The organism is Acinetobacter sp. 226, assembly GCF_048147925.1.
In the GTDB taxonomy this organism is placed as follows: domain Bacteria; phylum Pseudomonadota; class Gammaproteobacteria; order Pseudomonadales; family Moraxellaceae; genus Acinetobacter; species Acinetobacter pecorum.
In genome coordinates this window covers 109,376-134,551 of record NZ_JAYWYX010000005.1, presented here as the reverse complement: position 1 = coordinate 134,551, position 25,176 = coordinate 109,376, and the positions used below count along the sequence as shown (strand labels likewise).

The 25,176-nt window shown below is 42.3% G+C and carries 25 protein-coding genes; 16 read left to right on the top strand and 9 right to left on the bottom strand.

The window, feature by feature from the left end; translation table 11 throughout:
- Positions 1-162: 162 nt before the first annotated feature.
- Together rpoZ and gmk are read right to left on the bottom strand one after the other, a co-directional pair.
- The gene (gene rpoZ, locus VXP95_RS03605; protein WP_004650579.1) at positions 163-444 is read right to left on the bottom strand and encodes a DNA-directed RNA polymerase subunit omega; all 282 of its coding nucleotides are present in this window, start codon (positions 442-444) and stop codon (positions 163-165) included.
- Positions 445-520: 76 nt separating this feature from the next.
- On the bottom strand, positions 521-1,144 hold the full coding sequence (gene gmk / locus VXP95_RS03600) for a guanylate kinase (protein ID WP_064094584.1): 624 nt from the start codon (positions 1,142-1,144) through the stop codon (positions 521-523).
- A gap of 133 nt (positions 1,145-1,277) precedes the next feature.
- On the opposite strand from gmk, the gene ispH reads away from it, so the two are divergent.
- From ispH to rplS, 12 genes are all read left to right on the top strand, one after another.
- A complete protein-coding gene (ispH, locus tag VXP95_RS03595) occupies positions 1,278-2,228 on the top strand; it encodes a 4-hydroxy-3-methylbut-2-enyl diphosphate reductase (RefSeq protein WP_416711428.1) in 951 nt (316 codons plus the stop codon).
- Positions 2,229-2,388: 160 nt separating this feature from the next.
- On the top strand, positions 2,389-2,874 hold the full coding sequence (locus VXP95_RS03590; protein WP_416711427.1) for a GspH/FimT family pseudopilin: 486 nt from the start codon (positions 2,389-2,391) through the stop codon (positions 2,872-2,874).
- Positions 2,868-3,371 carry a type IV pilus modification protein PilV gene (pilV, locus tag VXP95_RS03585; RefSeq protein WP_416711425.1) on the top strand — a complete coding sequence of 168 codons (504 nt, stop codon included), beginning with the start codon at positions 2,868-2,870 and terminating at the stop codon, positions 3,369-3,371. The genes VXP95_RS03590 and pilV overlap by 7 nt, the downstream gene beginning before the upstream one ends.
- Positions 3,371-4,288: a PilW family protein gene (locus VXP95_RS03580; RefSeq protein ID WP_416711423.1), complete on the top strand. Its 918-nt coding sequence runs from the start codon at positions 3,371-3,373 to the stop codon at positions 4,286-4,288. Before pilV ends, VXP95_RS03580 begins: the two co-directional genes overlap by 1 nt.
- The gene (locus VXP95_RS03575) at positions 4,285-5,109 is read left to right on the top strand and encodes a PilX N-terminal domain-containing pilus assembly protein (protein WP_416711421.1); all 825 of its coding nucleotides are present in this window, start codon (positions 4,285-4,287) and stop codon (positions 5,107-5,109) included. The genes VXP95_RS03580 and VXP95_RS03575 overlap by 4 nt, the downstream gene beginning before the upstream one ends.
- An 11-nt stretch (positions 5,110-5,120) precedes the next feature.
- Complete coding sequence (locus tag VXP95_RS03570; protein ID WP_416711439.1) at positions 5,121-9,512, top strand: hypothetical protein; 4,392 nt, start codon at positions 5,121-5,123, stop codon at positions 9,510-9,512.
- Between the two features lie 11 nt (positions 9,513-9,523).
- A complete protein-coding gene (locus VXP95_RS03565) occupies positions 9,524-10,003 on the top strand; it encodes a type IV pilin protein (protein ID WP_416711419.1) in 480 nt (159 codons plus the stop codon).
- 12 nt (positions 10,004-10,015) lie between these two features.
- On the top strand, positions 10,016-10,489 hold the full coding sequence (locus tag VXP95_RS03560; RefSeq protein WP_416711418.1) for a type IV pilin protein: 474 nt from the start codon (positions 10,016-10,018) through the stop codon (positions 10,487-10,489).
- Between the two features lie 138 nt (positions 10,490-10,627).
- Complete coding sequence (rpsP, locus tag VXP95_RS03555; protein WP_004281198.1) at positions 10,628-10,885, top strand: 30S ribosomal protein S16; 258 nt, start codon at positions 10,628-10,630, stop codon at positions 10,883-10,885.
- A 30-nt stretch (positions 10,886-10,915) separates the two neighbouring features.
- Positions 10,916-11,464: a ribosome maturation factor RimM gene (gene rimM, locus VXP95_RS03550; RefSeq protein WP_416711416.1), complete on the top strand. Its 549-nt coding sequence runs from the start codon at positions 10,916-10,918 to the stop codon at positions 11,462-11,464.
- A 28-nt stretch (positions 11,465-11,492) separates the two neighbouring features.
- Positions 11,493-12,227 (top strand): tRNA (guanosine(37)-N1)-methyltransferase TrmD, encoded by a 735-nt coding sequence (gene trmD / locus VXP95_RS03545; protein ID WP_416711414.1) that lies wholly within the window; start codon positions 11,493-11,495, stop codon positions 12,225-12,227.
- 185 nt (positions 12,228-12,412) lie between these two features.
- Positions 12,413-12,787 carry a 50S ribosomal protein L19 gene (rplS, locus tag VXP95_RS03540; protein ID WP_005101283.1) on the top strand — a complete coding sequence of 125 codons (375 nt, stop codon included), beginning with the start codon at positions 12,413-12,415 and terminating at the stop codon, positions 12,785-12,787.
- 524 nt (positions 12,788-13,311) lie between these two features.
- On the opposite strand, the gene VXP95_RS03535 is transcribed toward rplS, so the two are convergent.
- The 4 genes from VXP95_RS03535 to VXP95_RS03520 form a co-directional block, all read right to left on the bottom strand.
- The gene (locus VXP95_RS03535) at positions 13,312-14,280 is read right to left on the bottom strand and encodes an esterase/lipase family protein (RefSeq protein WP_144723626.1); all 969 of its coding nucleotides are present in this window, start codon (positions 14,278-14,280) and stop codon (positions 13,312-13,314) included.
- A gap of 134 nt (positions 14,281-14,414) precedes the next feature.
- Positions 14,415-15,386 carry an esterase/lipase family protein gene (locus tag VXP95_RS03530; protein ID WP_416711413.1) on the bottom strand — a complete coding sequence of 324 codons (972 nt, stop codon included), beginning with the start codon at positions 15,384-15,386 and terminating at the stop codon, positions 14,415-14,417.
- An 84-nt stretch (positions 15,387-15,470) separates the two neighbouring features.
- On the bottom strand, positions 15,471-16,481 hold the full coding sequence (locus tag VXP95_RS03525; RefSeq protein ID WP_416711411.1) for an esterase/lipase family protein: 1,011 nt from the start codon (positions 16,479-16,481) through the stop codon (positions 15,471-15,473).
- A 390-nt stretch (positions 16,482-16,871) separates the two neighbouring features.
- Positions 16,872-17,900, bottom strand: a complete 1,029-nt coding sequence (locus VXP95_RS03520) for a lipase secretion chaperone (protein WP_416711409.1) — start codon at positions 17,898-17,900, stop codon at positions 16,872-16,874.
- 181 nt (positions 17,901-18,081) lie between these two features.
- On the opposite strand from VXP95_RS03520, the gene truB reads away from it, so the two are divergent.
- The 3 genes from truB (at position 18,082) to VXP95_RS03505 (ending at position 20,366) form a co-directional block, all read left to right on the top strand.
- Positions 18,082-18,987, top strand: coding sequence for a tRNA pseudouridine(55) synthase TruB (truB, locus tag VXP95_RS03515; protein WP_416711408.1), 906 nt, complete (start codon positions 18,082-18,084; stop codon positions 18,985-18,987).
- 12 nt (positions 18,988-18,999) lie between these two features.
- On the top strand, positions 19,000-19,764 hold the full coding sequence (locus tag VXP95_RS03510) for a sulfite exporter TauE/SafE family protein (protein ID WP_416711406.1): 765 nt from the start codon (positions 19,000-19,002) through the stop codon (positions 19,762-19,764).
- A 134-nt stretch (positions 19,765-19,898) separates the two neighbouring features.
- Positions 19,899-20,366 carry a hemerythrin domain-containing protein gene (locus VXP95_RS03505; protein ID WP_180075346.1) on the top strand — a complete coding sequence of 156 codons (468 nt, stop codon included), beginning with the start codon at positions 19,899-19,901 and terminating at the stop codon, positions 20,364-20,366.
- A 140-nt stretch (positions 20,367-20,506) separates the two neighbouring features.
- Here VXP95_RS03505 and VXP95_RS03500 read toward each other — a convergent pair whose 3' ends face one another.
- On the bottom strand, positions 20,507-21,385 hold the full coding sequence (locus VXP95_RS03500; RefSeq protein ID WP_416711404.1) for an EamA family transporter: 879 nt from the start codon (positions 21,383-21,385) through the stop codon (positions 20,507-20,509).
- 311 nt (positions 21,386-21,696) lie between these two features.
- Between VXP95_RS03500 and VXP95_RS03495 the strand changes: the two genes are divergently transcribed.
- Positions 21,697-22,854: a hypothetical protein gene (locus tag VXP95_RS03495; protein ID WP_416680915.1), complete on the top strand. Its 1,158-nt coding sequence runs from the start codon at positions 21,697-21,699 to the stop codon at positions 22,852-22,854.
- Between the two features lie 55 nt (positions 22,855-22,909).
- On the opposite strand, the gene VXP95_RS03490 is transcribed toward VXP95_RS03495, so the two are convergent.
- The gene (locus VXP95_RS03490) at positions 22,910-23,776 is read right to left on the bottom strand and encodes an EamA family transporter (protein ID WP_416711402.1); all 867 of its coding nucleotides are present in this window, start codon (positions 23,774-23,776) and stop codon (positions 22,910-22,912) included.
- A 127-nt stretch (positions 23,777-23,903) separates the two neighbouring features.
- Positions 23,904-25,136, bottom strand: a complete 1,233-nt coding sequence (gene serA / locus VXP95_RS03485) for a phosphoglycerate dehydrogenase (protein WP_064094563.1) — start codon at positions 25,134-25,136, stop codon at positions 23,904-23,906.
- Positions 25,137-25,176: the final 40 nt, after the last annotated feature.

Genomic DNA, 25,176 nt, shown 5'->3' with positions numbered 1-25,176 from the left:
AAATGCAAAGTACAGAGCTGATTAATTTTTACTATAAAAAGTAGAAAATCTCTAGCAGTTTGCATGAGCTAACCCTTATGTTATAACCGTTCTGGTATAAATATAAAAGTCACATAACAAAAAAAGCCTAGTTTTAAACTAGGCTTTTTGATTGACGATCTCTTATTGGAAAGAAAAACCGTCTAAGTTCAGATTGTTTGCAGAAAGTGCAAGGTCCAGACTTGATGTCTGATAGTCTTGATCACGTTGTTTCAAAATATCTTTTGATACATGACCTGCAGCGATTTCACGTAAAGCAACAACAGTCGGTTTGTCATTGTCCCATTCTACAGTTGGTTCAATGCCTTGACGCGCCAATTGACGCGCACGCTTGCTTGCCACTAGTACAAGCTCAAAGCGGTTGTCTACATGGTCTAAACAATCTTCAACGGTGACGCGTGCCATAAGAATTCTCGTTTGAATAATAAATTTTAACAGACTGCACAGTATAAAAGGCTTTGTCTATAGACTCAAGTTTTAATCACTGCTCAGTCGGCGTGATCAGTTTCTGAATTAGCTTTTCATGACGGTTGGCTTGCTGGCTAAGCACCAGACGATTGGCAATAATCACTGCTTCCAGGTCATGCAGCGCCTTATTGAAGTCATCATTGATAATGATATAGTCAAAGTTGCTATATTGCTGCATATCTTCTACTGCGCAGCTCAGGCGATGTTCAATGACATCAACGGTATCAGTGCCCCGGTTAGACAAGCGTTCCCGCAAATCAAACTGGCTTGGCGGCAAGATAAAAATTTGTTTTGATTCAGGAAAAAGTCGACGAACCTGCTGTGCGCCCTGCCAGTCAATTTCCAGCAGTACATCATGGCCTTTAGCCAACTGTTCTTTCACCGTGGCCTGCGCGGTACCATAGTAATTACCAAATACTTCAGCGTATTCGATAAAACCACCTTCATTGACCAGATTTAAAAAATCTTCTTTGGTGGAGAAGTGATAATGCACGCCATCGAGTTCGCCAGGTCGTTGACCACGTGTAGTATGTGAAACAGAAACGTGAAGATTGTTGACACGCTCAAGTAGGGCTTTAACAAGGGATGTTTTGCCTGTTCCAGACGCTGCAGAAACGACAAACAAGAGACCCGACATGATATTTTTCCTGATATGATAAAATATCTTCTCTATTTTAGAGTAGAGCGGCTTTAAACTAAATAGTTGTCAGTCGATTGTTTACATTTATTTCAATTGAACCGCTAAAAATGGTGTGAGTATTGAGGATTCTATGGAAATTGTTTTAGCCAATCCGCGTGGTTTTTGTGCTGGTGTAGATCGTGCCATTGCGATCGTGAACCGTGCCCTAGAATGCTTTAACCCACCGATTTATGTGCGGCATGAAGTGGTGCATAACAAATTTGTGGTCGATGACTTGCGTCAGCGTGGTGCAATTTTTGTCGATGAACTCGACGAAGTTCCTGACGAGAATATCGTGATTTTTAGCGCACATGGTGTTTCTAAAGCGGTACAACAAGAAGCTGAACGTCGTAGTTTGAAGGTCTTTGATGCGACTTGTCCATTGGTGACTAAGGTACATATTGAGGTGACCAAATATGCCCGTGAAGGTGTAGAAGCTATCCTGATTGGTCATGAAGGTCACCCTGAAGTCGAAGGTACCATGGGGCAATATGACAAAAAAAACGGTGGTGAGATTTATCTAGTTGAGGATGAAGAAGATGTTGCCGCTTTAACGGTGCGCAATCCTGAAAAAGTCGCTTTTGTCACGCAAACGACTTTATCAATTGACGATACAGCGAAAGTGATTGATGCCCTTCGCCAAAAATTTCCACTGATTCAAGGTCCACGTAAAGATGATATTTGCTACGCTACGCAAAACCGTCAGGATGCAGTGCGTGATCTGGCTGAACGTTGTGATGTCGTACTTGTGGTAGGTTCTCCAAACTCTTCAAATTCAAACCGCCTACGTGAGCTGGCTGAGCGTATGGGTAAAGCGGCTTACCTGGTCGATAATGCCGATGAACTCAAACAGGAATGGTTTGCAGAAAATGCCCAGATTGGGGTAACAGCAGGCGCATCTGCACCGGAAATTTTAATTAAGCAGGTCATTCAGCGTTTACAGGATTGGGGTGCACAAGCGCCCAAAGAGTTGGATGGCCGAGAAGAGAATATTACCTTTAGCCTACCCAAAGAGTTACGTATTCCTGTAACACAGGCTTAGAGTGTTAACTACTTAACATTCTGTTTCTTATTTAAAAATAAGCAGATAACTGGGAAATGACAGTTATCTGTTTTTTTATGCCTTTTATCTGCTCTGTGTAGGTTTTGTAACTTTAATGCGTATTATTTTAACTGGGTCAAAGTTTTGCCTGGGGGAGAGTATGCAGAAAAATAAAGGATTCACTTTAATTGAGCTGATGATCACACTTGCTGTTTTAGCAATTATCTCGACAATGGCTGCTCCTTCTTTTGGAAATTTGATAGATAACCATAGACTAAAAAAAGCAGTTACTGACATGAAGGTAGGAATCATGGAAGCACGAAGTCGTGCGCAATTACTACAAACAGAAGTTGTTATTTGTCCTGATATAGATGCTAGTGGGACTGCAATCACTGCTGATGATTGTGGGGGAAATATTTCAGGTTATTCAAGTCTTGTATCTGAGAAAAAAAATGAAAGTGTTATTTTGCTCCCAATTGCAGACACACTTGAGTTTGCATCCACCAGTACAGACAATTTTGTATTTAATAGACAAGGAAAATTGACAACAGCACAAAGCATAACGCTCTGTAATAGTAAACAAGCTATTAAGTTGAGTGTTTCTATACCAGGCACTGTAACTGTAGAGGGGGTGACTTCATGCTAAGCAAACCTATGAAGACACAGCATGGTGTTGGAATGATGGAAGTTTTAGTTGCAATAGTCATTCTTTCTATCGCTATATTGGGGTTTGTTGCGTTACAGGTTCGAGCAACGGTCGCTACAGAAGAGGCAATTAAACGATCTGATGCTTTAGTTATTTTGCATGGCTTGGCTGAGAAAATTCGTTTAAATAGTGCAGGGGATTATAGTCAAGCTATTCCGACAACAAAAATAGAATGTACTTTAGATTCATCTTGTATCAGCGATGATCAGGCCTTAGCAGACTTATATGAACAACAGCAATTTGCAAAAAATAAAAATATTACGTTGGGTGTAGTGAGTTGCCCAAACACATCAGCAAATCAAAATCGTATCTGTTTAATTGCTGCTTGGAATGAAACTGAAGCGGAAGTTGCGGGTGCAAATGAAACTAATGAATGTTTGAATTCAAATGGTAAATATGTAAGTAACTCTGATTGTTTAGTTTTGGAGGCCTATTAATGCAAATTAATGAAAAAGGCTTTACTTTAATTGAGTTGCTCATTGCAACTACCTTAGGCTTAATCTTAGTCGCAGTAGCGGTGCAATTGGTAATTAGTGGTCAGATTAATTATAAAATTCAACAGGCTGCATCTTCAGTTCAGGATACAGGTGTATTTAGTTTAAACGCTGTCACTAAAAATATCCGTCTAGCTAACCATGGTAATGCCGGGGCAATGAATGATGAAACTTTGTATGGGGGGATTGTTCTGGATGAAAACAATTTACAGGGCTTAAACATTACTGCAGCTGATTATGTTTCAGAAGAAAACAGTCAAGATGCTGGTTTTAATGCTGGTTTTGGAAGTGATCAATTAGTCATCATGTATCAAGCTCCAGTCGATATGGTGACATGCACAGGCGAAAATATTGATGGTCCTGTGACTTCAATTGATGAAGAGGGCTTTAACTCTGAACGTGGAGAGTATGTCATTGAGAAATACTATCTGAAAGGGCGTGGTGCTGGAAAAAGCGGGGCTGATTTATATTGTAAAAGTGTTACATTTTTTCACAGAGAACTAGTCTCAACTCCAGAAGGAGGAACACCTGATCTTATTTCTGTCACGGTAAATAATGAACAGATGATTGCTCCGAATGTGGATTTTATGCGGGTCATGCTTAAAGTGCGTAACTCGGATCAGTCTACTGCAACAATGAGTTTAGATGCTTATAAGGATATAGTAGAAACAAAGCCTGCCATCATAGGGATTGATTTAGCATGGTTGGCAAAATCAAATGAAATTGTTCAGAATAATAAAATTTATAATTTTCAGGTGCTTGATAAAGATTTGGAAGCACCACAAGACAAATATATGCGTCATGTATATAGCACTACTGTAGCACTACGCAATGGTGGTTTGGGGGATATTATTGAATGAAAAAATATCTTTATGAGCGTGGTTCGACCCTGATTGTGGTTTTAATTCTCTTGGTGTTGATTAGTGTGATTGGTTTGTATGCAATGCGTCATAGTATTCTAAATTTGAAATTAGCAACTAATGCTCAAGTGCAAACGATGCTTATGCAGACAACGGATGTGGCACTTGATCATCTTGAAAAACACTTTAATGACAATGAACAGGCAGGTTTCTCAGCTACACCAATAGGTCAAGTTTTACTGGATGGCAATCAAGGTAAAGAACTCCAGTTTTGTTTTAAGCCTACAGAAATAGATAGTGATGATGAACTTACAGACAGTGTGTTTTTTAGCCTGCGAGATTTCCGAATTATTACACGCAAAGCGAAAGATGATATTGAGGCAGCTACAAGTGTTGAATCTGGTAGTTATGATGCGACATGTGATCCCACAACAATGTTCTCAATTAGCCGAAAAGCTCTGGTTACACAAGTTACTGTAGTAAATCCAGATGACCCGACAGTTGAGTTAGGACGGTTTGCTTTGACGACAAAAAAAACTGATTTAAAAGATGTCAATATTGAAACAAAACGCGTACGTGTCACTGTGACCTCATTGGCACCTGCACTTGCACCCTCTGTAGATATTGATGATATGCAAGATTGCTTACAACAACGCATGATGGATGAAAAAACATTAAAAAATATGGAAATAACTACGGAAGGTCAAGTCAAAGTACAAACGGTGCATGAGTGTTTAAATAATTTAGGCGTGCCGGTAAATACCCAAGTTTCAGAATATATCGTGAATTTGGCAGAAACAAGAAGTCCGGTGGCGGAATAAGGGGAAATATGATGAAACTAAAACCTTTAGTTTGTATGATGGCAATGCTTCCAGCAATATTCCTGCCAGCAACTACAACTTTACATGCAAGTGATTTAAGTATCTATAGAGGGAATACACCTGGTAAAACAAATATTTTATTAATGCTAGATACTTCAGGAAGTATGGGAATTAGCTCACTTGTATTGCCGAACAATAATAAACATGGAAGTCCAGGAGATATTGCGCCGGGTATTGTGCTCTGTGAACGTGTTGCTGTGCCTGAACATCATAATGATCGTAGCGTTACACAGAATATGTATGAGTGGAAATATAACCTGGGCGAAAATGTGGAGATAAGATTGCCACCCGAGCCAGCGGTCACCGAATTTCGTTTCAGATCTAAAACAAAAGGTGGGTGGTCACAACATAATAGCAATAATAATCAAAAAACTAGAATCTATTATGATGGAAAGTATTATGAACAAAATACAAACGGAAGTTATGAGCGTTATGTGTTTGAGATCCAAGCAGCTAAGCCTGAAAGGCTAGGAACAGAATTTAGAACTGCTATCAAAAAACAAGTAACAATTGGAAATACCACAATTTCTTATTATGTGCGTGGCTGTACAGCGCAGATAAATGGGCAAAAAGTAACTCAATATGATCGTTTATCAAGATTGAAAGAAGCAATTATACCATTGCTTGCAAGCAATAAATTAAGTGATGAAATTTTAATTGGTTTAGGGCAGTTTTCCTCAAAAACAGAGTTAAGTATTGGTACGGCAACCAACAAATTAACAGATAGTCATTCTGGTCGAATTATGGCACCAGTTGCCAAGTTGACTCAGGCACACAGGATTTTATTGGCTCAGCAAATTGCTTCAATTAAGTCACTTGATACGACCACTAATGAAGATGGAACGCTAAATACAAGTTTAAAATTATCTAGTAATTCATATCCTAACATCACCAAATCTGCAGGTGGTACACCAACGGCTCATGCTTATGCTGAAGCTGGTGCTTATATGCTGGGCGCAAGTACGGGTGCAGGTGGGACAAATTCAGGTTCTGTTAAGGTGATATATGATGGGTATATGGTGAAGCAAAAGACTGGACAGGATGGACAAGTGTATCTTATCTGTACCGAGTTGGGGACCAGTACAACCACTGCATTAGGTGCAACTGTGAAACAGTGCCCGAGTGATTGGCCTGAATATAATACGTCTGCTAAAACAGCACAGGGAACGACTATTCGAAAACCAAGATTAAATGCAGAAGGGGGGCAGTTAAGAGATAATTCAGGTAAGTTATTATGGGATACAGTTACTTTTAATGATTACAAAAAATATGTTAGTGAAAACCCGCAACTGGGTGGAACTAATGGGGTGATGAATAGCTTATGGGATGTTTATAAAAACTTACCAATTGGCTGGCGCTTCGATGGATGGATGCGTGTTGAACATGAACCTATGGATATTGAACCTATTGTGGGTACTGTATGGGGGTATCCAGATAGTATCTATGGTCTAGTTTCTTATCGTACAAGTCCATTTGAGTTAACGGCTGGAGCTGAAAATAACCTAGGCGGCTTAGCTTATTCTGTAGACACAGCAAAGAATGTTGACAAAACAGCATATTCACAAGCAGGTTCAACAGATACTTGTGATGGTAATGGAATTTACTTTTTGACGGATGGTGCACCAAATTCAACTAAAGATACTATGGCCCAGACTATTCTCAATCATACATTAGGTTCAGGGTATAAATTCAGCGAAAAACCGAATGCAGGGCTTAGATCTCCCGCATTACAATCTAACTTATTTACAGGTGAAACAGGGGCTTGGGAGTATATTGGTGAGTATGCTAAAAAACTAAGGAACTTAAAAACAACAACATCACCATTGCAAAAGAACCAAAAAGATATGGCAATTAAAACAGCTGTTGTTGGTTTTGGTGCTTCATTTGCAGGCCTAACTAAAAATCCAGATGGTACTTATGATTGTAGTTCTGCTCCTAATGAGGATGCTAAAAATGCATGTTTATGGGGAGGTGCAAATTATGGTGATGGGGGATTTTATTATGCTGAAGATGCCGTAGATATTGCCAACAGTATTGTTGACTTTGTAGGGAAAGTTGGTGCTTCTTTTGAGCCAACCAGTATGGGAACAATTTCTGTGCCACGTGATCCTTTGGATCAGACTCAAATGTTGGGTGAGGGTTTCTTCCCTATGATTGTACCATTGGAGGCTGCTACAGTGCGTACCTGGATTGGAAATTTAAAGAAATACAAAATTGAAGATGGTACTTTGAAAGATGCATCAGGTAATGCGATATATACAGAATCAGCTACTTCACAGTCGATTAATAAGAGTGCAAAAGACTTATGGTCAAATGCGCCTACTTCAGATGACCATTCATCAGCACTCAGTGGGGGGGCTTTAAATAATATTCCAGTAACCTCTTTGATGGATAGTGATGGCGAATTTAGTAAGGATTCAAGCCAACGTAATTTATTTATTGTTGATTTTTCTGGAAGTGCAACTGATATTAAACAAATAGCTAAAGCTGTTACTAAAGAAAGTCTGGCAACAGATTATTCTCCAGATGATGGTGAACCTGAGGCTTTGTCAGAAAATATAACAGCTGAACAGCGTTATGCTTTATTAAATTACCTTGGATATAAAACAGCATATCCGCCAGCTAACTTGGCGATTACTTCAGCTATCCTGCGCGAATACAATAAACCTAATGTACCTTACCGCTTCCTAGGCGGAGTTGTGCACTCTACGCCACTCATGGTAACGAAGTCGGCAACGCTTAAAGCAGATGGAACTGGGACAGATAAGCGTGATGAATATGTTGTTTATGGTTCTTTTGAAGGCGGATTACATATTGTAGATGCAAGAACTGGTGAGGAAAAATCAGTATTTGTACCGGAGGAAATTTTACGCAATCAGACTGAAACATTGGCTAATCCAGATGCTGAAAGTGAAAATGGTTTAGCTTATGGTGTTGATGCACCCTGGGCACTTGATAGTGCTTATAAAGTTACGACTGAAACGATAGACGATACAACCACGACTTCCTATAAGGCAACACGACTAAATATTTATGGTGGCTTGCGTATGGGGGGGGAAGCCCTGTATGGCTTAAATATTGAAAACCCAAGTTCACCTAAATTATTGTTCCATATTACACCAAGTACCTCTGGCTTCGAAAGAATGGGACAAATTTGGGCTAAACCTACAGTTACGGAAATTTTGGTTAAAGGTAAACGGAAACGAGTGCTTATATTCGGCGGCGGCTACGATGCAGATATCTATGAAAAGCCAGCTGATGTATTTGTAAAACCAACTGCCGCAACAAAAGGAAATGCACTTTATATTTTGGAAGCGGACACCGGTAATTTCATAGCAAGTGTTAGCTCTAATTCTAATAATTCTTCAACAGTTGTTGATAGTGCAAATGACCAAAGTGATGAAGTTAAATACAGCGTCGTAGGGCAGCCAGTAGTACGGGATTATAATGCAGATGGTCTGGCAGATATGATCTATTTCGCAGACTTGGGTGGTCAGATCTTCCGTATCGATTTAAATAACAATGCTCAGTTCTTATCAAGTGCAAGTGCTGATGTTATTGTGCGAACCAAACGAATTGCACATCTGGCAACGAATACTTTTACACCACGGTTCTATGAACGTTTGACAACGGCTGTATTTAATACCGACAGTGGCAAACTTGCGGTTCTGGTAACAGCGGGATCAGGGAATCGTAGTTACCCATTAGAAGCTGAAAATGCACCAAATAGTGTGTACGGCATCTTGGATTATGACGCAGCCATGACAGGTTTGGAAAAATCAACTTATAGCGGTTTTCAGGCAGAAGCGACAGCCGAGAATTTGGCTGAGCGCGGTAAATTAGGTGTCACACACACCAGTATTAAATGGGGTGAAGGTGGCACGGGCGAGGATGATAAATTCCGAAAAGCAATGACGCCAAATGGAACATTACGTGGTTGGATGCTGCAACTCGCTAATACAGGTACCGGTAATGTTGCTAAATCGATGGAGGAATCCCAGTTAATTGCGGGTGATCTTTATGTCAATGTCTATGACCCTAATGCTAGTTTATCTGCTACAGGCTCAAATCAGTGTGGTGGTGGTGTAAAAGGACTTTCTACCATTCATCGTATTTGTACACCTTATGCAGATTGTGCAGCATATGTAAATAAATCCTACCAAGGTATTGTAGGTCCTACCTTAGGTAAGGTCACAGGTAAAGATCGTGCCTCTCGTCTGATTGGGCCTATTAAACCTACCAGTGAAACATGTGTAGGGAATTGTACGCCTGAAGGTACTTCAGAGTTACCAGAATATTCTCAAAAACGAACTATTAAGCCAACACGCTGGTTTGAGTGGTAAGGAGAGAATAGATGAATCAAGGTTTCTATAAGGGATTTACTTTGATAGAGCTAATGGTTGTCGTCGTAATTGTTGCAATCTTTGCAATGATTGCGATGCCTAGCTATCAGCAATATATTGCACGCTCTTACCAATCTCAGGCAGAGTCTGAAATGTTGAAAATTAGTCAGCGTTTAGAAAGCTATAAAGGAAAACAGCTAAGTTTTGCAGGATATATCCCAGAGAACCAAGTTACAGGGCAAGAAGGCGTTATTAATTTGCCTTATGATAGTAGTTCTACAGATTACAACTATCAAATCATTATTGTAGATATTAATGATACTAGTAAAAGTTTACAGGATTCTACGGCAGGACAAGGCTGGAAAATGATAGGCATCCCAAGCCAAACAAAGAGTAGCGCATTAAGAGTTTCAAAATCCTTTTTGATGACATCCAGAGGGGTAAATTGCAGTACAACTACGCTTTTAACAGTTTCAAGCACAAGTTGTTAAAAGGATGTAAAAATGAAAAAATTCAAAGAAGATTTAAGAAGAGTGAAAGGTTTTACTTTGATTGAATTAATGATCGTAGTTGCCGTTATCGCTATATTGGCAGCAATTGCATATCCAAGTTACCAAAATTATGTAAAACGAACAAAGAGATTAGAAGCACAAGCCTATTTAGTTGAACTTGGACATAAGCTCGAGAGTTATAAATTGGTAAATAAATCATTTGCTGGAATGGGTATCGCTGATATTGGTAGCGCATCTTTTCCTTTAAATGGATCGCCTACCTATACAATAGAATTAACAGATCGAAATGATGTTTCTTTTATAACCGGTGCTAGTCCCAATGAGCAAACTTGGCTGTTGAAAGCAGTTCCTACAGGGAGTCAAGCGGATGATGGAGATTTGACCTTAAGTAATACCGAAGAAAAATGTTGGTATAAAAATGCTAGCTATTATACCGGGCCTTGTTATAGTTGGACAGACCAGTAAATCCAAAATTCCACCTAAACACTTTTTAATCTTTCATTCAGGGCAAAGTTCAAGTAAAATACTGCCCTCTATGAAAGGGGTTTGAAGCGTATCGATGGTCGATACAGGGATAATCCGTAAAAACTATAAGGTTCTATCATGGTTGTTATTCGTCTTGCACGCGGTGGTGCTAAAAAACGTCCGTTCTATCAAATCATTGTGACTGATAGCCGTAATGCACGTGACGGTCGTTTCATCGAACGTATCGGTTTCTTCAACCCTACAGCTCAAGGTAAAGCAGAAAAACTTCGTTTAGATGCTGACCGTTTTGCTCACTGGGTTTCTCAAGGTGCTCAACCTTCTGATCGTGTTGCTTCTTTAGCTGCTCAAGCTAAGAAAGCTGCAGTTGCTGCATAATTTTTATATAAATTAGGTAGTAGCTTGCCCATGACACCAACACAGAATGTTCCCGAAGATCGTATTCAGATTGGACAGTTGCGTTCAGCATATGGATTAAATGGGTGGCTCTGGGTCTATTCCAATACAGAACCCATGAGCAACATATTTGACTATCTGCCTTGGTACATTGAGACCAAAGCAGGTTGGCAAATTGTCGATGTAAAACGTTGGAAACCACATGGTAAAGGCCTGGTTGTTTCGCTGAAAGGTGTGAGTGATCGCACTGCTGCAGACGAACTGGTTGGCTCCAATGTCTGGATCTCTAAATCGCAACTGCCTCAAGCTGGTGTAGATGAGTATTACTGGTCTGATTTGAAAGGTCTAACGGTGTTAGGTCTGGATGAGCAGGAACAAGAAATCAATCTTGGTCAAATTTTTGAGCTGTTTGAAACAGGTGCTAACGATGTGATGGTAGTTCGCGCAACTGCCGACAGCATCGATGGCGAAGAGCGAATGATTCCATGGCATAAAGATGTGGTGCAACGCGTTGATCTTGAAGCTGGTCGTATCTACGTCAATTGGGGCGTAGATTACTAAGAATTTTTCGGAAATACGGGAGTCTGCGATGTTCTTTGCAGTCATTACGCTTTTTCCTGAAATGTTTGAAGCGATTACAGCCTATGGTATTAGCGGGCGCGCAGCAAAACGTGAATTGATGCAAGTTCATTGTATCAATCCTCGCGATTATGCGACGGGCAACTATAAACGGGTGGATGAACGTCCATTCGGTGGTGGTCCGGGTATGGTGATGATGGCTGAGCCTCTGGCAAAAGCAATCCAGCATGCCAAAGAGCTTGCAACGCAAGCGGGTGCAGTTCAGGTTCCTGTGGTGTATATGTCACCGCAAGGAAAAACCTTAAACGAAACTGCGGTACAGGATTTTGTCAAATATGACGGAATTATCGTACTGTGCGGACGTTATGAAGGTGTCGATGAGCGTTTGATCCAGCAATATGTTGATCAGGAATGGTCAATTGGAGATTATGTCTTGTCAGGTGGTGAACTTCCTGCGATGGTTTTATTGGACAGTATTATCCGGAGACTTCCGGGTGCCATGTCTGATGAACAATCACACGTGCAAGACTCATTTGTGGATGGTCTGCTAGATTGCCCACAATATACCAAGCCAGATCATTTTGAAGGTTTGGATGTGCCTGAGGTGTTAAAGTCCGGGCATCATGCCAATATTGAAAAATGGCGGTTTTTGCAGCGATATCAGCGTACACTTGAACGCCGCCCAGAGTTGGTGGAAAAAGTCGAACTGAGCAAGCAGCAGAAAAAATGGCTAAAAGATTTGTAAGATATTGATGAGTGATCATTTCTGTCTTCAAGCAAGTACTTAAAATGATTTAAGTATTCTTTAATAGGCTCTTTATGGTTGAGATGGTCAACCATAAAGGGAAAGATAATCGGGTGTATGCGCTTTAGCCTCTATACCCAGCGATGATCAGACCTCTTCTGACTCGCACATATTGGAGATACCCCATGAGCGGTAAGCATCCTTTAGTTCAAGTAATTGAAAACGCACAATTGAAACAAGACATCCCTGCTTTTGCACCAGGTGATACAGTTATTGTTCAAGTTAAAGTAAAAGAAGGCGAGCGTGAGCGTTTACAGGCGTTCGAAGGCGTTGTAATTGCTAAGAAAAACCGTGGTTTGAACTCTGCGTTCACAGTACGTAAAATTTCTAGCGGTGTTGGCGTTGAGCGTGTATTCCAAACTCACTCTCCAATCGTTGCTGGTATCGAAGTGAAACGTCGTGGTGACGTTCGTCGTGCTAAACTTTACTACCTACGTGAATTGTCTGGTAAAGCTGCACGTATTCGTGAAAAATTACCAGCTCGTAAAACTAAAGCTTAATTTTAAGCTTTATACGAGTGAAAAAAATGCGCCTTTGGGCGCATTTTTTTATGCCTGATTTTTATTTAGATTTATTCGAAATATTCCTGCAAAGGCAAGATCATGGCATCCAAAATATCCAAGAAAATTTTATGAATAAACATCAGGAATAATACAAAATATCCCCAAGACTGGAATCCTGCATTAAAAAGTTGAATGCAAATAAAACATTGTGTGATAGCCAGTAAAATACTGATCCATACATTTGCGATAATATGTCGATGACAAGAGGGGCAATAATAAGGCTCATATTTTTTAAATTGAAAAGGATTAATCACTTTTCGTTTGCAACAGGGGCAGATTCTTTTAAATTTGTTTTTGATTTCTATAGAACGTATCTGCATTTATTTTATTTCACAGTTCTTTTTATATTTGATGAATATTTTATATGCAGTTTAATCATGATTAACAAGTAAATTTTAAGAAAAAATTTAGCGAAAAATAAGATGGAAAAAGCCTCTGGATGAATAGAGGCTTGTGTAGCTCTATAAACCTTGCAGTTTTAAGCGGTTGGCATGCTGGCGATAAACATCGACTGGGTCTGGAGCAAAGACATTTTTTAACCCGAGTAACTGGTTCACTTCGTCCAGGTGGTTCCAGTTGTAGTTATCCCGAATGGTTTTACCGAATTTGGCACTACAGCGGGAGACCAGACCATCATTTTCCTTGCCGCCATCAATGAGCAGGGCTGTAACTTTGAGTGCTGAATCAGGATCGAGCGGGTTGGTAACTTGGCCTACACCTGTGAATGAATAGTTGTAGATACCTTTTTGTTGATATGCACCTTCACCACAGGTGGTAGTCGGCATACCCAGTGGATATTTCTGATTGAATTGCGCAGATCCTGCCAGGGTCAGGCTGCGACCACCAGCCAGAGAATCATGCGGGAAACTGTTCGGGTCTAACCCTTGTGCCCAGGTGATGGCTTTAGACACCAGGTTAATGCCACTGACTAAAGGCCCTTGTATCGGTGTGCCTTCTGCTTGCAGGATCAGGTCTGCAACCGGGGAGCCCTTATGTGGAGCACCGACGGAAGTCAGGGAAGCAACTATTCCATTCCCCGCACCTGCGACATAACGAATGGTCGGGCCACCATGCGAATGACCGATCAGATTGACTTTCTTTGCACCGGTAATGGCCAGAATTTCATTTACTTGCTCTAAAAGTTGCTCACCACGAATTTCCGATGAGTTAAAAGGCGAGACACGGGTTGCCCAGACATTGCCGCCATTACGCGCCAGATCCGGTAAAATCTGATACCAGTAATCCAGTCCAAACTGGTCAGTACCGATCCGGATGAAACCCGCCATACCATGTGCAAAGACAATCGGATATTGGGTCTTGGCATATTGTGAACTGGCTTTTGCTGTAACCTGACTGGCCTGGGTGGATGCCTGGGTGCTGAGACATGTACCCGCCAGTAGCAGGCCGGTGATTAATATTCCGAATTTCATTATATTTTCCTCACTTTTGTTGTTTTAACGGGATGATCCTCATCCGGTTGCCTAAAGTTTCCCTCTGTAGCAGGGACTTAGTTTCCTAAGTTTTTTTAATTAATAGAGATGATCTATTCATAAAGATGAGTGATTTATAAGCCTTGCAGTTTGAGCCGGTTGGCATGTTGGCGATACAGTGCGACCGGATCCTGCGCGAAAGGACCCAAAATGCCAAAAAACTGGTTTACTTCATCAAAATGGTTATGGGCATAGTCCTGACGGATGCTCTGGCCATAGCGTCCGCTACACAGCGGCAGAGCACCATCATTGGCTTCTCCTTTCAGAAAACTGCTACCTAACGTCACGACTGTAGATTCAATCGCATCCAAGGAATTGGTTGCCTGCCGGTTGCCCATCCAGGAATAGTGGTAAATTCCATTGGGTGTAAGTTTGCTGCCTTGAGACTGACAGTTTTGGGGAATAGCAACGGAACCATATTTTCTATTGAAAGCCTGAATCGCCTCTGGGTTCATGGCTTGCAGTGCTTCGATCATACTGACCGGATACTGGTTGCCTGTAACTAGATTCATGCTGTGGCCCAGAATTGTCCCGATGGCATGAATAAAGGGTTCAAGGAGGGGTGTCTGGCTGGCATTGACAAAAACCGGTGTGCCTTGCATGGCGCCTGCAATGGCGGTTAAAGAGGCGGCTTTATGCGGTGCAACGCCCTCGATATATTGAATCGTTGGGCCACCTTGGCTATGCCCAATCAGATTGACTTTCTTATGGCCTGTCAGTGCCAGTACTTCATCAATTTGCATCAAGAGCTGTTCGCCGCGCAGTTCATTGGACGCAACAGCAGACAATTCGGCAGAAAACACCCGTGCACCATGCCGGCTCAGATCTTGGGGAATCTGATACCAATAATCCAGACCGATGCTCTCCGTTCCAATCCGGTTAAAACCCAGACCAAAACCATGCACAAAGACCATCGGGTATTTTGTCCTGGCATAACTTGAGAGAATAAAATTGCTTTTATATTGTTGTAATGCCGAGGCTTGCACAGGGCCAGTTAATAGGGAAACCAATAGCAAAAAGCTTAAGTACGATATTATTTTTTTCATTGCAGCTTCCCGATCACGGATAGGTCAAATAAAAAATAATCAGAAAAAAGCCTATATCTCAGCTGAAATATAGGCACTCTGGGATTATAAACCTTCTAATTTGAGCCGGTTGGCATGCTGGCGATAGAGGGCGACCGGATCGGGTGCAAGCATACCCTTCAGACCAAACATCATGTTGGCCAGGTCCGTATGATTGAGTTTGTACTGGTCATGAATGACCTTGCCCATGAACGCACTACAGCGTGACACCATGCCATCATTGTCTTTACTGCCATAAGATAAAGGGCCGAGCTGCATCAGAATCGTATCAATATCCAGGGCATTGGTGGCTTGGGCTACACCTGTCCATGAATAATAATGGATTCCTTTACTGTCTTTCTGCTTTAAATTTTTATTGCAGTTTTCTGTGGAGGCCAATACACCATCTTTGACCACCTGCTGCGCCACGGTGGCATTAAAAGTATTTGAGCCGGTCTGGGTCAGGGATTTCATGGAAGCATCAAAATCAATTTCCAGTTCAGGTTTAAACTGGCCCAGTGCAATCAATGGACCAATAATATAATCACCTAAAATGTTAAAGGCGGTACGGGTCAGGCGATTATTCTGAATATCATCTGCCACTTTGGAGCCATGGTAGGTTCCTGCAACGCCAGTGATAGACGCAATATACTGCGGCTGGGTCGCTGCAACATACAGCACTGTTGGTCCGCCATGGGAATGGCCAATCAAGTTCAGTTTTTGCTTGCCGGTAATTGCCAGAACCTCTTCAACCTGATGGATCAGTTGTTCCCCGCGATGCATCGTAGTATTTGCCGGCGATAATTGTGCCGCAAACACGGTTGAGCCATTACGTGCCATATCTGGCAGAATCTGATACCAGTAATCCAGCCCGATACTATCGGTGCCAATACGTGACCAGCCTAACCAGCCATGCACCATCAGGATCGGATATTTGGTCTTGGCATAGTCGGATCTACTCTTTTCGGTGACTTGTGTTGCACTCACTGCGGCCTGAGTCTGTGCAGAAAAGCTGAATCCCAGCGTTGTTATTAAAGCTACAGTCATAAACTGTGCTGTCTTACTAAAAGTACGCATAACTGTCCCTTTTTAATTTTATCGTTATTCAAGCAATCATTGCTTTGTATAAAGTGCTGCAAGCCACAAAATCAGAGGATGAAAATACAGTTCCGACCTTCAGTGGCTGAGCAAATTTTCTTTTTTAAAAGGGGTATTTTTTCATTTCAAAGCGTTTAAACCATGTCATTTCAGGACATGCAGGACAGGAGGTTTTTACATTGTAAGCATATGTTTTATTTACACATGTATTTAAATTACAAGTGGCTGAAATACAAAAAGCTCGTGCGGGTTATTTTGTGTAAATAAGAAATATTTAGAAACAACTCTTAGGAGTTGTTTTTAGCACAACAATTAAGTCTTAAATATTGAGGTCATAAAAAAGCCATCAACAGGTGATGGCTTTTGGATTTAATCCGCGAAGGGTAACTTGGCCCCCTGATCATGGACCTGTTCAAAGGTTTCTGCCCGTAGCTGTTCTTGCGGTGTATTGAAATGCTTGCTACGCAGCTGGGCAATGGCTTGCTGCTTTGCTGTATCGGACATGCTGGACTGAGTAATCTGATCGCGTTCATCTAGATAGCCCGTCACCCGGTTTTTCCAGTCGCTGCGTTGTACATCCAGTTGCTCTAGTCGTTGTGTTGCTTCAGGACCGACCAGATTTATCCGCATCTGCCGGATTTCATCACGGGAACCGCCACGGGCTTTAATATCAGCGGTGAGTTTGCGCAGGTCTTCCAGTTTATTTAGTTGTTCCAGATTTTCCTGCCAGTCCTGCGGGAGTTGCTGAAACAGTGCTTTGAGCTTTTGGGCTTTTTCAATCTCAGTCAAGCTTTTGTCCGCCAGTACGCTCATCCGGTTCAGGGTATATTCATGATAGGCATCTTCTGTGCCGAACAAGCCCTCAATTTCATACTTGGAAAAGTATTGCTGGCGCAAATTCTGGGTACTGTTATAGATGCTACGATAATAGGCAGGATCTTCCTGATTCAGCCCGGCCGGTGCAGTGAGTTGGCCCAAACTCTGACGGTACTGGATATAACGATCCCATAAATCCAGAATTTGCGAGAGTGCCGGTTCTTTATGATTCTGGCGAATATAGGCTTTAAAATCCTGCTGGATCTGCTGCAGATTTTTTTCACCAAACTGGGTAATAAAATATTCAAAACAGTTGCGGGTCTGTTCATTCACAATCAGACGATTGCTGGCATCTAACTGCATCTGACAATTAATTTCGGTATCTTGCTGGCTGGCACTGGGGAAAGCTGCATTGGCAGGACCATTGACCAAGAGTGCGGTTTGCTCTGCCTGAGTTTCAGTTACAGGCGTTTTTGTCCCGGTATCCGCCTGGGTATTTTCTTTTGGGGACAGCCATAAGATCAGTGTGAGTATGCACAGCACCAGCAAAGCCAGAATGATCCATATTTTATATTTCTGCATATCCTATGCACCTATTTTCTCGTTATTTCATTATTTTTAGAGGTTTAAGCTTTTTAAAAGCGTTGAGTTGTTCAAACCGGCTCAATATGCCATAAAAATCATTAGAAACTATAGAAAAGTTGTAAATCCTCTCGCAGGGTTTTACCATGGCGCCAATTTATAAAATGTCTGATTTTTTGCCATGAAAGCATCATCTCCTAAAATTCAGCGCCGTCATCTCAGTGGTGTCTTCCTGCTTAATAAGCCTTTGGGCATCAGCTCCAATGCTGCATTGCAAAAAGTCCGCTGGTTGTATCGTGCACAAAAAGCCGGCCATACCGGTGCGCTGGATCCGTTGGCATCCGGTTTATTGCCTGTGTGTTTGGGGGAGGCGACCAAGTTTTCGCATTATTTATTAGATTCGGTCAAGCGTTATCAGACGACCGTATTTTTGGGACATAGCACCACCACGGGTGATGTGGAAGGCGAGGTGCTTCTGGAAAAAGCAGTTCCTGAACTCTCGGAAGCCTTGATTCAGGATACATTGGCACAGTTTATCGGGAATATCCAACAAGTGCCACCGATGTATTCCGCCTTGAAAAAAGAAGGCCGTCCTTTATACGAACTGGCGCGCAAAGGTATCGAGATTGAACGTGAAGCACGTCCGATTACGATTTTAGCGATTGAGATTTTATCCTTTACGGAAAACAGTATTACGCTGGATATTACCTGTTCTAAAGGTACTTATATCCGGGTTTTGGGGGAAGATATTGCCAAAGCGCTAGGAACTTATGGCCATCTGACTTATCTGCATCGCATCAAAACCGGCCATTTTGATTTGATTCCGAGTTATACCATTGAATATCTGGAAAGCCTGAGCGAAGCAGAGCGTGATGCACTGTTATTGCCGGCCTATGCACCGGTTGATCATTTTCCAAAAGTGCAGGTACCCGAAGGTCGTGCAGAATATTTTAGCCGCGGCATGGAAAGCAATATCGAACATGAAGCAGCTGAACAGGTGCTGGTTTTTGATGGCGAGAAATGTCTGGGTCTGGCAGAAATCACCGACAAAAAACGTCTGGTACCCAAACGCGTCCTGAACCTCTAATCGAGTCAATATATGGAAATTGAGATCATCATCAGTCTGGTTGTCTTTGCATTTTTTGCAGGGGCGATTGATGCTGCCGTGGGCGGTGGTGGTCTGATCCAGATCCCGGCAATTATGGGGACTTTACCGCATTTACAGCCTGCTACGGTCTTTGGCACCAATAAACTCGCGTCCATTTGTGGCACCGCTTCTGCGGCATTTTCCTACCTGCGTCAGGTAAAACTGCCCTGGTTGCTCTTGAGCGTGATTGCACTGTGCAGTTTTGTCAGTTCTTTTATTGGTGCAGCCAGCGTTACGCTAATTCCAGTCGAGATCCTTAAGCCTTTTGTGCTGGTCATGTTGATCGTGATCGCAATCTATACCTTGATGAAAAAACAGTTTGGCCAGGTGCATACCGAACAAAAACTGAATCGGAAAATGCTGATACTGGCCGCTTTGGGTAGTCTGGCGATAGGCTTTTATGATGGTATCTTTGGTCCGGGCACCGGCAGTTTCTTTATTTTCTTTTTTATTCGCTATTTAAGCGTCGACTTCCTGCATGCATCGGCCTTATCGAAAATTGCCAATTTCACCACCAACCTGGCCGCCTTAAGCTTTTTTATTCCCAGTGGCAATGTGCTGTTTATGGTCGGGGCAATGATGGCGGTAGCCAATATTTGTGGTTCCTTGGTCGGGGTGCGTTTGGCATTTAAATATGGCAGTGGTTTTATCCGGATTTTATTCCTGATTCTGGTCAGTCTGCTGATTTGCCGGATGGCATACCAGATGTTTTTTTAGATATAAACCCGATGTAAATCATTCTCGATATTAAAATTTCTTAACAAATCACTGTATAAACTGCGTCTGAACCTGTTCTGAAAATCTTCTAGAATCAATGATATGAAAAATAAAAAAATCGGAGAAATATCGGAATGACGACTATTTTTGAAGCATTAAGAGAGAGTCATGAGATTCAGCGTGATCTTGCAGAAAAACTATTACAGACTTCCGGGGATACACCAGAACGCCGCGAGCTGTTCAAGCAACTGAAAAATGAATTGTTTGCCCATGAAGCTGCGGAAGACCGTTATTTTTATATTCCCTTGATGATGACCGATTCGGGCCTGAATATTACCCGCCATGCCTTAGCCGAACATCATGAAATGGACGAAATGATCGAGGAATTAACTGCAATTGAATTGAGTAATCCGGGCTGGATTGCCATGGCCAAAAAACTTTCCGAAAAGGTGCATCATCACTTAAAAGAAGAGGAACATGGTTTCTTCCAGCAGGCCGGTAAAATTCTGGATGAAAAGCAGAAGACCGCTTTAGCAGTGCAGTACCAGAATGAATACCAGCGTTATAAAGACATGAAAAAAGATATGCTGGTACAAAGCTAAGCTTTAAATTCAAGTCGAATAAATAAAAAAGATGGCAGTAGTGCCATCTTTTTTATGTCTTCTATATTTTTCTTTCAAAGCAAGTAAAAACACAGAATGGATAGAATATTTAATCAGTTGTTCAAATTTCAATAAGGCTTTTAGGCATTCCGCTCTGCCGATCCTTGACGGGCGGCACGTACCGTCACGCCGACTGATGCCAGCATGATACAGATCAGTGCCACGGTCTGAAGAAGCGTAATTTTTTCGCCTAATAGTACAAAACCGGCCAGTGCAGCCAAAGCCGGAGACAGGCTGGACAGGGTACCATAGCTGGTTTTATTTAAGTGCTGAAGTGCCTTTAAATCCAGAGCATAAGGAATGGCTGTTGCCAGTACAGCAATGCTAATTGCCTTGCCCCAGTATTGGGTGTCTATCAAGGCAGGAGCATTGCTATACAGTCCGATCGGTAACAGGCATAAGGCTGAAATACTGATCGCAATAGTCAGTGCATGCATACCGATATTTTGCTGCACCACACGTTGGCCAAAGAAAATATACAGTGCCCAGCATAAACCCGCACCTAAAGCGCAGGCGGCGCCGAGCAGGTCGAAATTACTGCTATTGGCCTGTCCCCAGGGCACCATCAGTACAATACCCAGAATTGCCAGCATTACCCAGACATAATCTTTGCGGTTTTGAATCGAAATAAGGGCCAGGCCGAGCGGACCAATAAATTCCAGCCCTACCGCAATCCCTTGGGGGAGTTTGCCCAGCGACATGTAGAACAGGATATTCATTACGCCTAAAGCGGCGCTATAGCAGAGTAAATCCCGCCATTTCAAAAAAGGCAAACGCTGAATGATTTTCCAGGAACGAAACATCATGCCGACAATGATCGCTGCAAAACAGAGTCTTAAAATGGTCACTGTGATAGGGTCAAGGACCAGAAAAAGTTGCTTGGCGAAGGATGCACTGATCTGGTACGACGTCATGGATAAAACCATGTAGAACACAGCAAGGAGTTGAGCGTTTGGCATGGGAGTTACTTACACCAGAAAGGTGTAATCAGGACATGGAAGAAAGCGGGATTATAGCAAAACGGTTAATTTTTGATGAGTAGGGCAGAGCAATATTTTCTCAGGGTTTAGTAATATCTGGACTCAATCCATCCGGGTTTTTGGCTTGATCAAATCCATGAGGATTGACTTTTCAAAATTAAAGCGAGCTGATGTGTGATTACAAATTAATCAATTTTTAATTTGATCTTATTTTTATATTTATTAAAATGTCTTAGATCCTGATTCGGGGTGGCATTAAAATAACAATGAAAATAATAAGGTAGATAATAATGAAATTAAGAATACTTTCCTGCGCCATTTTAAGCTGTATGCTTGCAGCATGTGGAGGCTCTGATAATTCTGATAATAATACACCAGCTCCTAGCCCACCGGCTCCGACCAATCCTAGTAATCCGAATAATCCGAATAATCCTGGAACTCCGGGTGATGGCGCATCAGACACGGTTTCGGAATTCTATAACTACCAGTTCAACCTGCCGAATGCTGAAGCCCCAGAGATGGAGTCGAAAAAACTTCTATTGGCCAGTCATAAAAATAAAATTACTGACGGCATATTATATGCAGATGATAACAGCGCCGTGGATACTGAATATGATGTTGAAGATGACATGGTCTTTCCGACTTATGTCACAGAAAAAGGTGTATTCCCTGCAGATCAGAACCGTACAGCCTTAGGTTACAAGCTGGAAAAAGTACTGGAAAATACGACGACTCAATTCAAGAGCCGTCCTGTGACGATACCGGAGAACAACATCAGCAATCATCGTCACATAGCATGGTACGATCTGTCAGGCAAAGCATTAACTGAGCGTACCAATATTGCTGGGGTGAAAATGTATGAGGATACTGAGACCAGAACCTTGTTTAACAGTGATAGCGCCACTACAGCTGACCGCAAGTATTATAATGCCTTTGCGACCAATTTTATTGATTTGCAGAAGGCCCGCAAGTTCCCGAATGGATCTAAATGTTTCCGTCTTCTGGCGGAACATCCTGAAGAAGAATATATTGAATTTAATCCGGTAGAAAAAACTCGCTATACCACTCTGGCTGAATGGCAGGCACAAGCCTCTGTCCAGGAAATGGCAAAAACTATTCTAGATGGCACCATGGCTGGTTTGAAATATAAAAAAGCAGAATATAAAGATGCTGCCATGCAATATTACAAATATTTCGGTGCGATCGAATATCAGGGAGGAATTTATGACAGTGCCTTCTCGGAACATGGGGAACATATTGATCATGACGATTATATTGCCCAATCAAGACAGGTTGCCTTGGACAGATTAAAGGCAGAAGATGCAAGCTCTTTAATGATCAAATGGACAGAATACAGTTATGATCAGCTTGCTTCTGCTTGTGATGGCTACAATGTTGCAGCAGCCAATGCACTGAATACGGCAATTAAAGACGCTACACCACGTTAAAATCATTTTAATACAGCTATCTTAAATAAAGGCGCTCTAGCGCCTTTATTTGTCTTCAAGTTTTTTGTCTTTGAGTCGTGACCGTGCAGCCAATTGAAGCGCTAATAATGGTGGCCAGTGCCAGCCATTGGGTCCATAATAAAGTTTCACCCAGGAATACGAAACCGGAAAGTGCTGCAACTGCAGGTTCCAGACTCATCAAGGTCCCAAAACTCAAGGCAGTTAAATTTCGCAGGGCAATCATTTCCAGCGTAAAAGGCAGGGCACTGGCCAGCACAGCCAAAGCGACAAAATACAGCAAGCTCATCGGTTCAAAAGTATGAGCTGGCATTCCTGTAAATAGTGCAATTGGCATCAGTACCAGCATGCCGACAAACATGCCCAGACACACTGTATGATTGCCGGAAACCCCAGAAGGCTTCTGTCCAGCGACGATATACAGTGCCCAGCAGGCTCCTGCACCCAAAGCAAATAGAATTCCGATCGGATCAAGCTGTTGCGTAGCCTGATTAAAAGGAAACAGCAGCACCAGTCCCAGAATTGCCATTCCAACCCAGACAAAGTCAAACTTTTTCCGGGCGTGGAACAGGGCAACACTTAAGGGGCCAATAAATTCAAAAGAAACTGCAATTCCGAGAGGCAGGCGATCAATCGCCAGATAGAACAGCATATTCATACCAGCCAGAGCTAGCCCATAGCTGATAATCGCTGACCATTTCACCTGTTTGAAGTTAATTTGCCATATTTTAAAAATCAATGCCAAAATCAATGCGCCGAGGAGCAGGCGCATGGCTGAAACGGTCAGAATGGGAAACTGACCGAACAGATATTTGGCAAAGGAACCACTGCTTTGCATACTGATCATGGCGATTAGCAAGATCAGCGGCGCTTGCACCACTGGTGCAATTTTAAAATTTGGCATGACTAAATTTGTTTCGATGACTCGAAGAGCGGGAGCACAGCAAACGCTGGATCAGGTTTAAACCTAAAAACCTTGAAGCAATAAAAAAAGCCACAGCCCGAAGACTGTGGCTTTTTTTAAATCTGAATTAGAACAATACGCGTACGCGAATTGTGCCTTCAACGTTGTGAAGTGTTTCCAGTGCTTCCTGAGATGCAGTCGCATCGACATCCATGACCAGGTAACCTACATCGCCTTTAGTCATCAGAGACTGACCAGAGATGTTGATGCCGTGTTCGGCAAACAGGTTGTTGATCTTGGACAATACGCCTGGAATGTTTTTGTGGATGTGAAGAAGACGGTGTTTGCCCTCAGTCAATGGAAGCGCGATTTCCGGGAAGTTCACCGCAGAAAGGGTCATACCTTTGTCAGAGTAAGCAACGAATTTTTCAGCCACTTCCAGACCGATGTTCGCCTGAGCTTCCATGGTAGACCCCCCCACGTGTGGAGTCAGAATCACGTTTGGCAGGTTACGTAGTGGAGAAACGAATTCTTCACCATTTGCTTTCGGCTCTTTCGGGAATACATCTACGGCCGCACCCGCAATGTGTCCAGACTTGATCGCATCTGCCAGATCTTCAATCACGACACATGTACCACGTGCTGCATTCAGGAAGATTGAACCTTCTTTCATTTGCGCAAACTGTTCTTTTCCAAAGAAATTACGGGTAGATGGCAGATCCGGAACGTGTAGAGTAACCACGTCTGCATTGGCAAGTAATTCGCCCATAGAACCGACTTGACGTGCATTACCTAAAGGTAATTTGGTCACCGCATCATAATAGATTACTTTCATGCCCAGACTTTCAGCCAGTACAGAAAGTTGTGAACCGATTGAACCGTAACCTACGATACCTAAAGTTTTACCACGTGTTTCGAATGAACCGACAGCCGATTTGTTCCAGCCACCTGCATGTGTATCTGTTGATTTTTCAGGTACACGGCGCAGAAGAAGAATAGTTTCTGCCAATACCAGTTCAGCAACTGAACGTGTATTTGAATATGGTGCATTAAATACCGGAATACCGCGACGCATTGCAGCATCAAGATTGACCTGATTGGTACCGATACAGAAACAACCTACTGCAATCAGTTTGTTCGCGGCTTCAAATACTTCTTCAGTCAATTGAGTACGGGAACGAATACCGACAAAGTGTGCATCTTTAATCGCTTCTTTCAGTGCTTCGCCTTCGAGCGCTGTTTTGCGATAGTCGATGTTGGTATATCCAGCTGCATTCAATGTATCGATTGCGTTCTGGTGAACGCCTTCTAGCAATAGAAAACGGATTTTATCTTTAGGTAGAGAAAGATGTTGGCTCATTACGGCTCCGCTACAAAGGCCAAATTTAGTCGCGGTATGA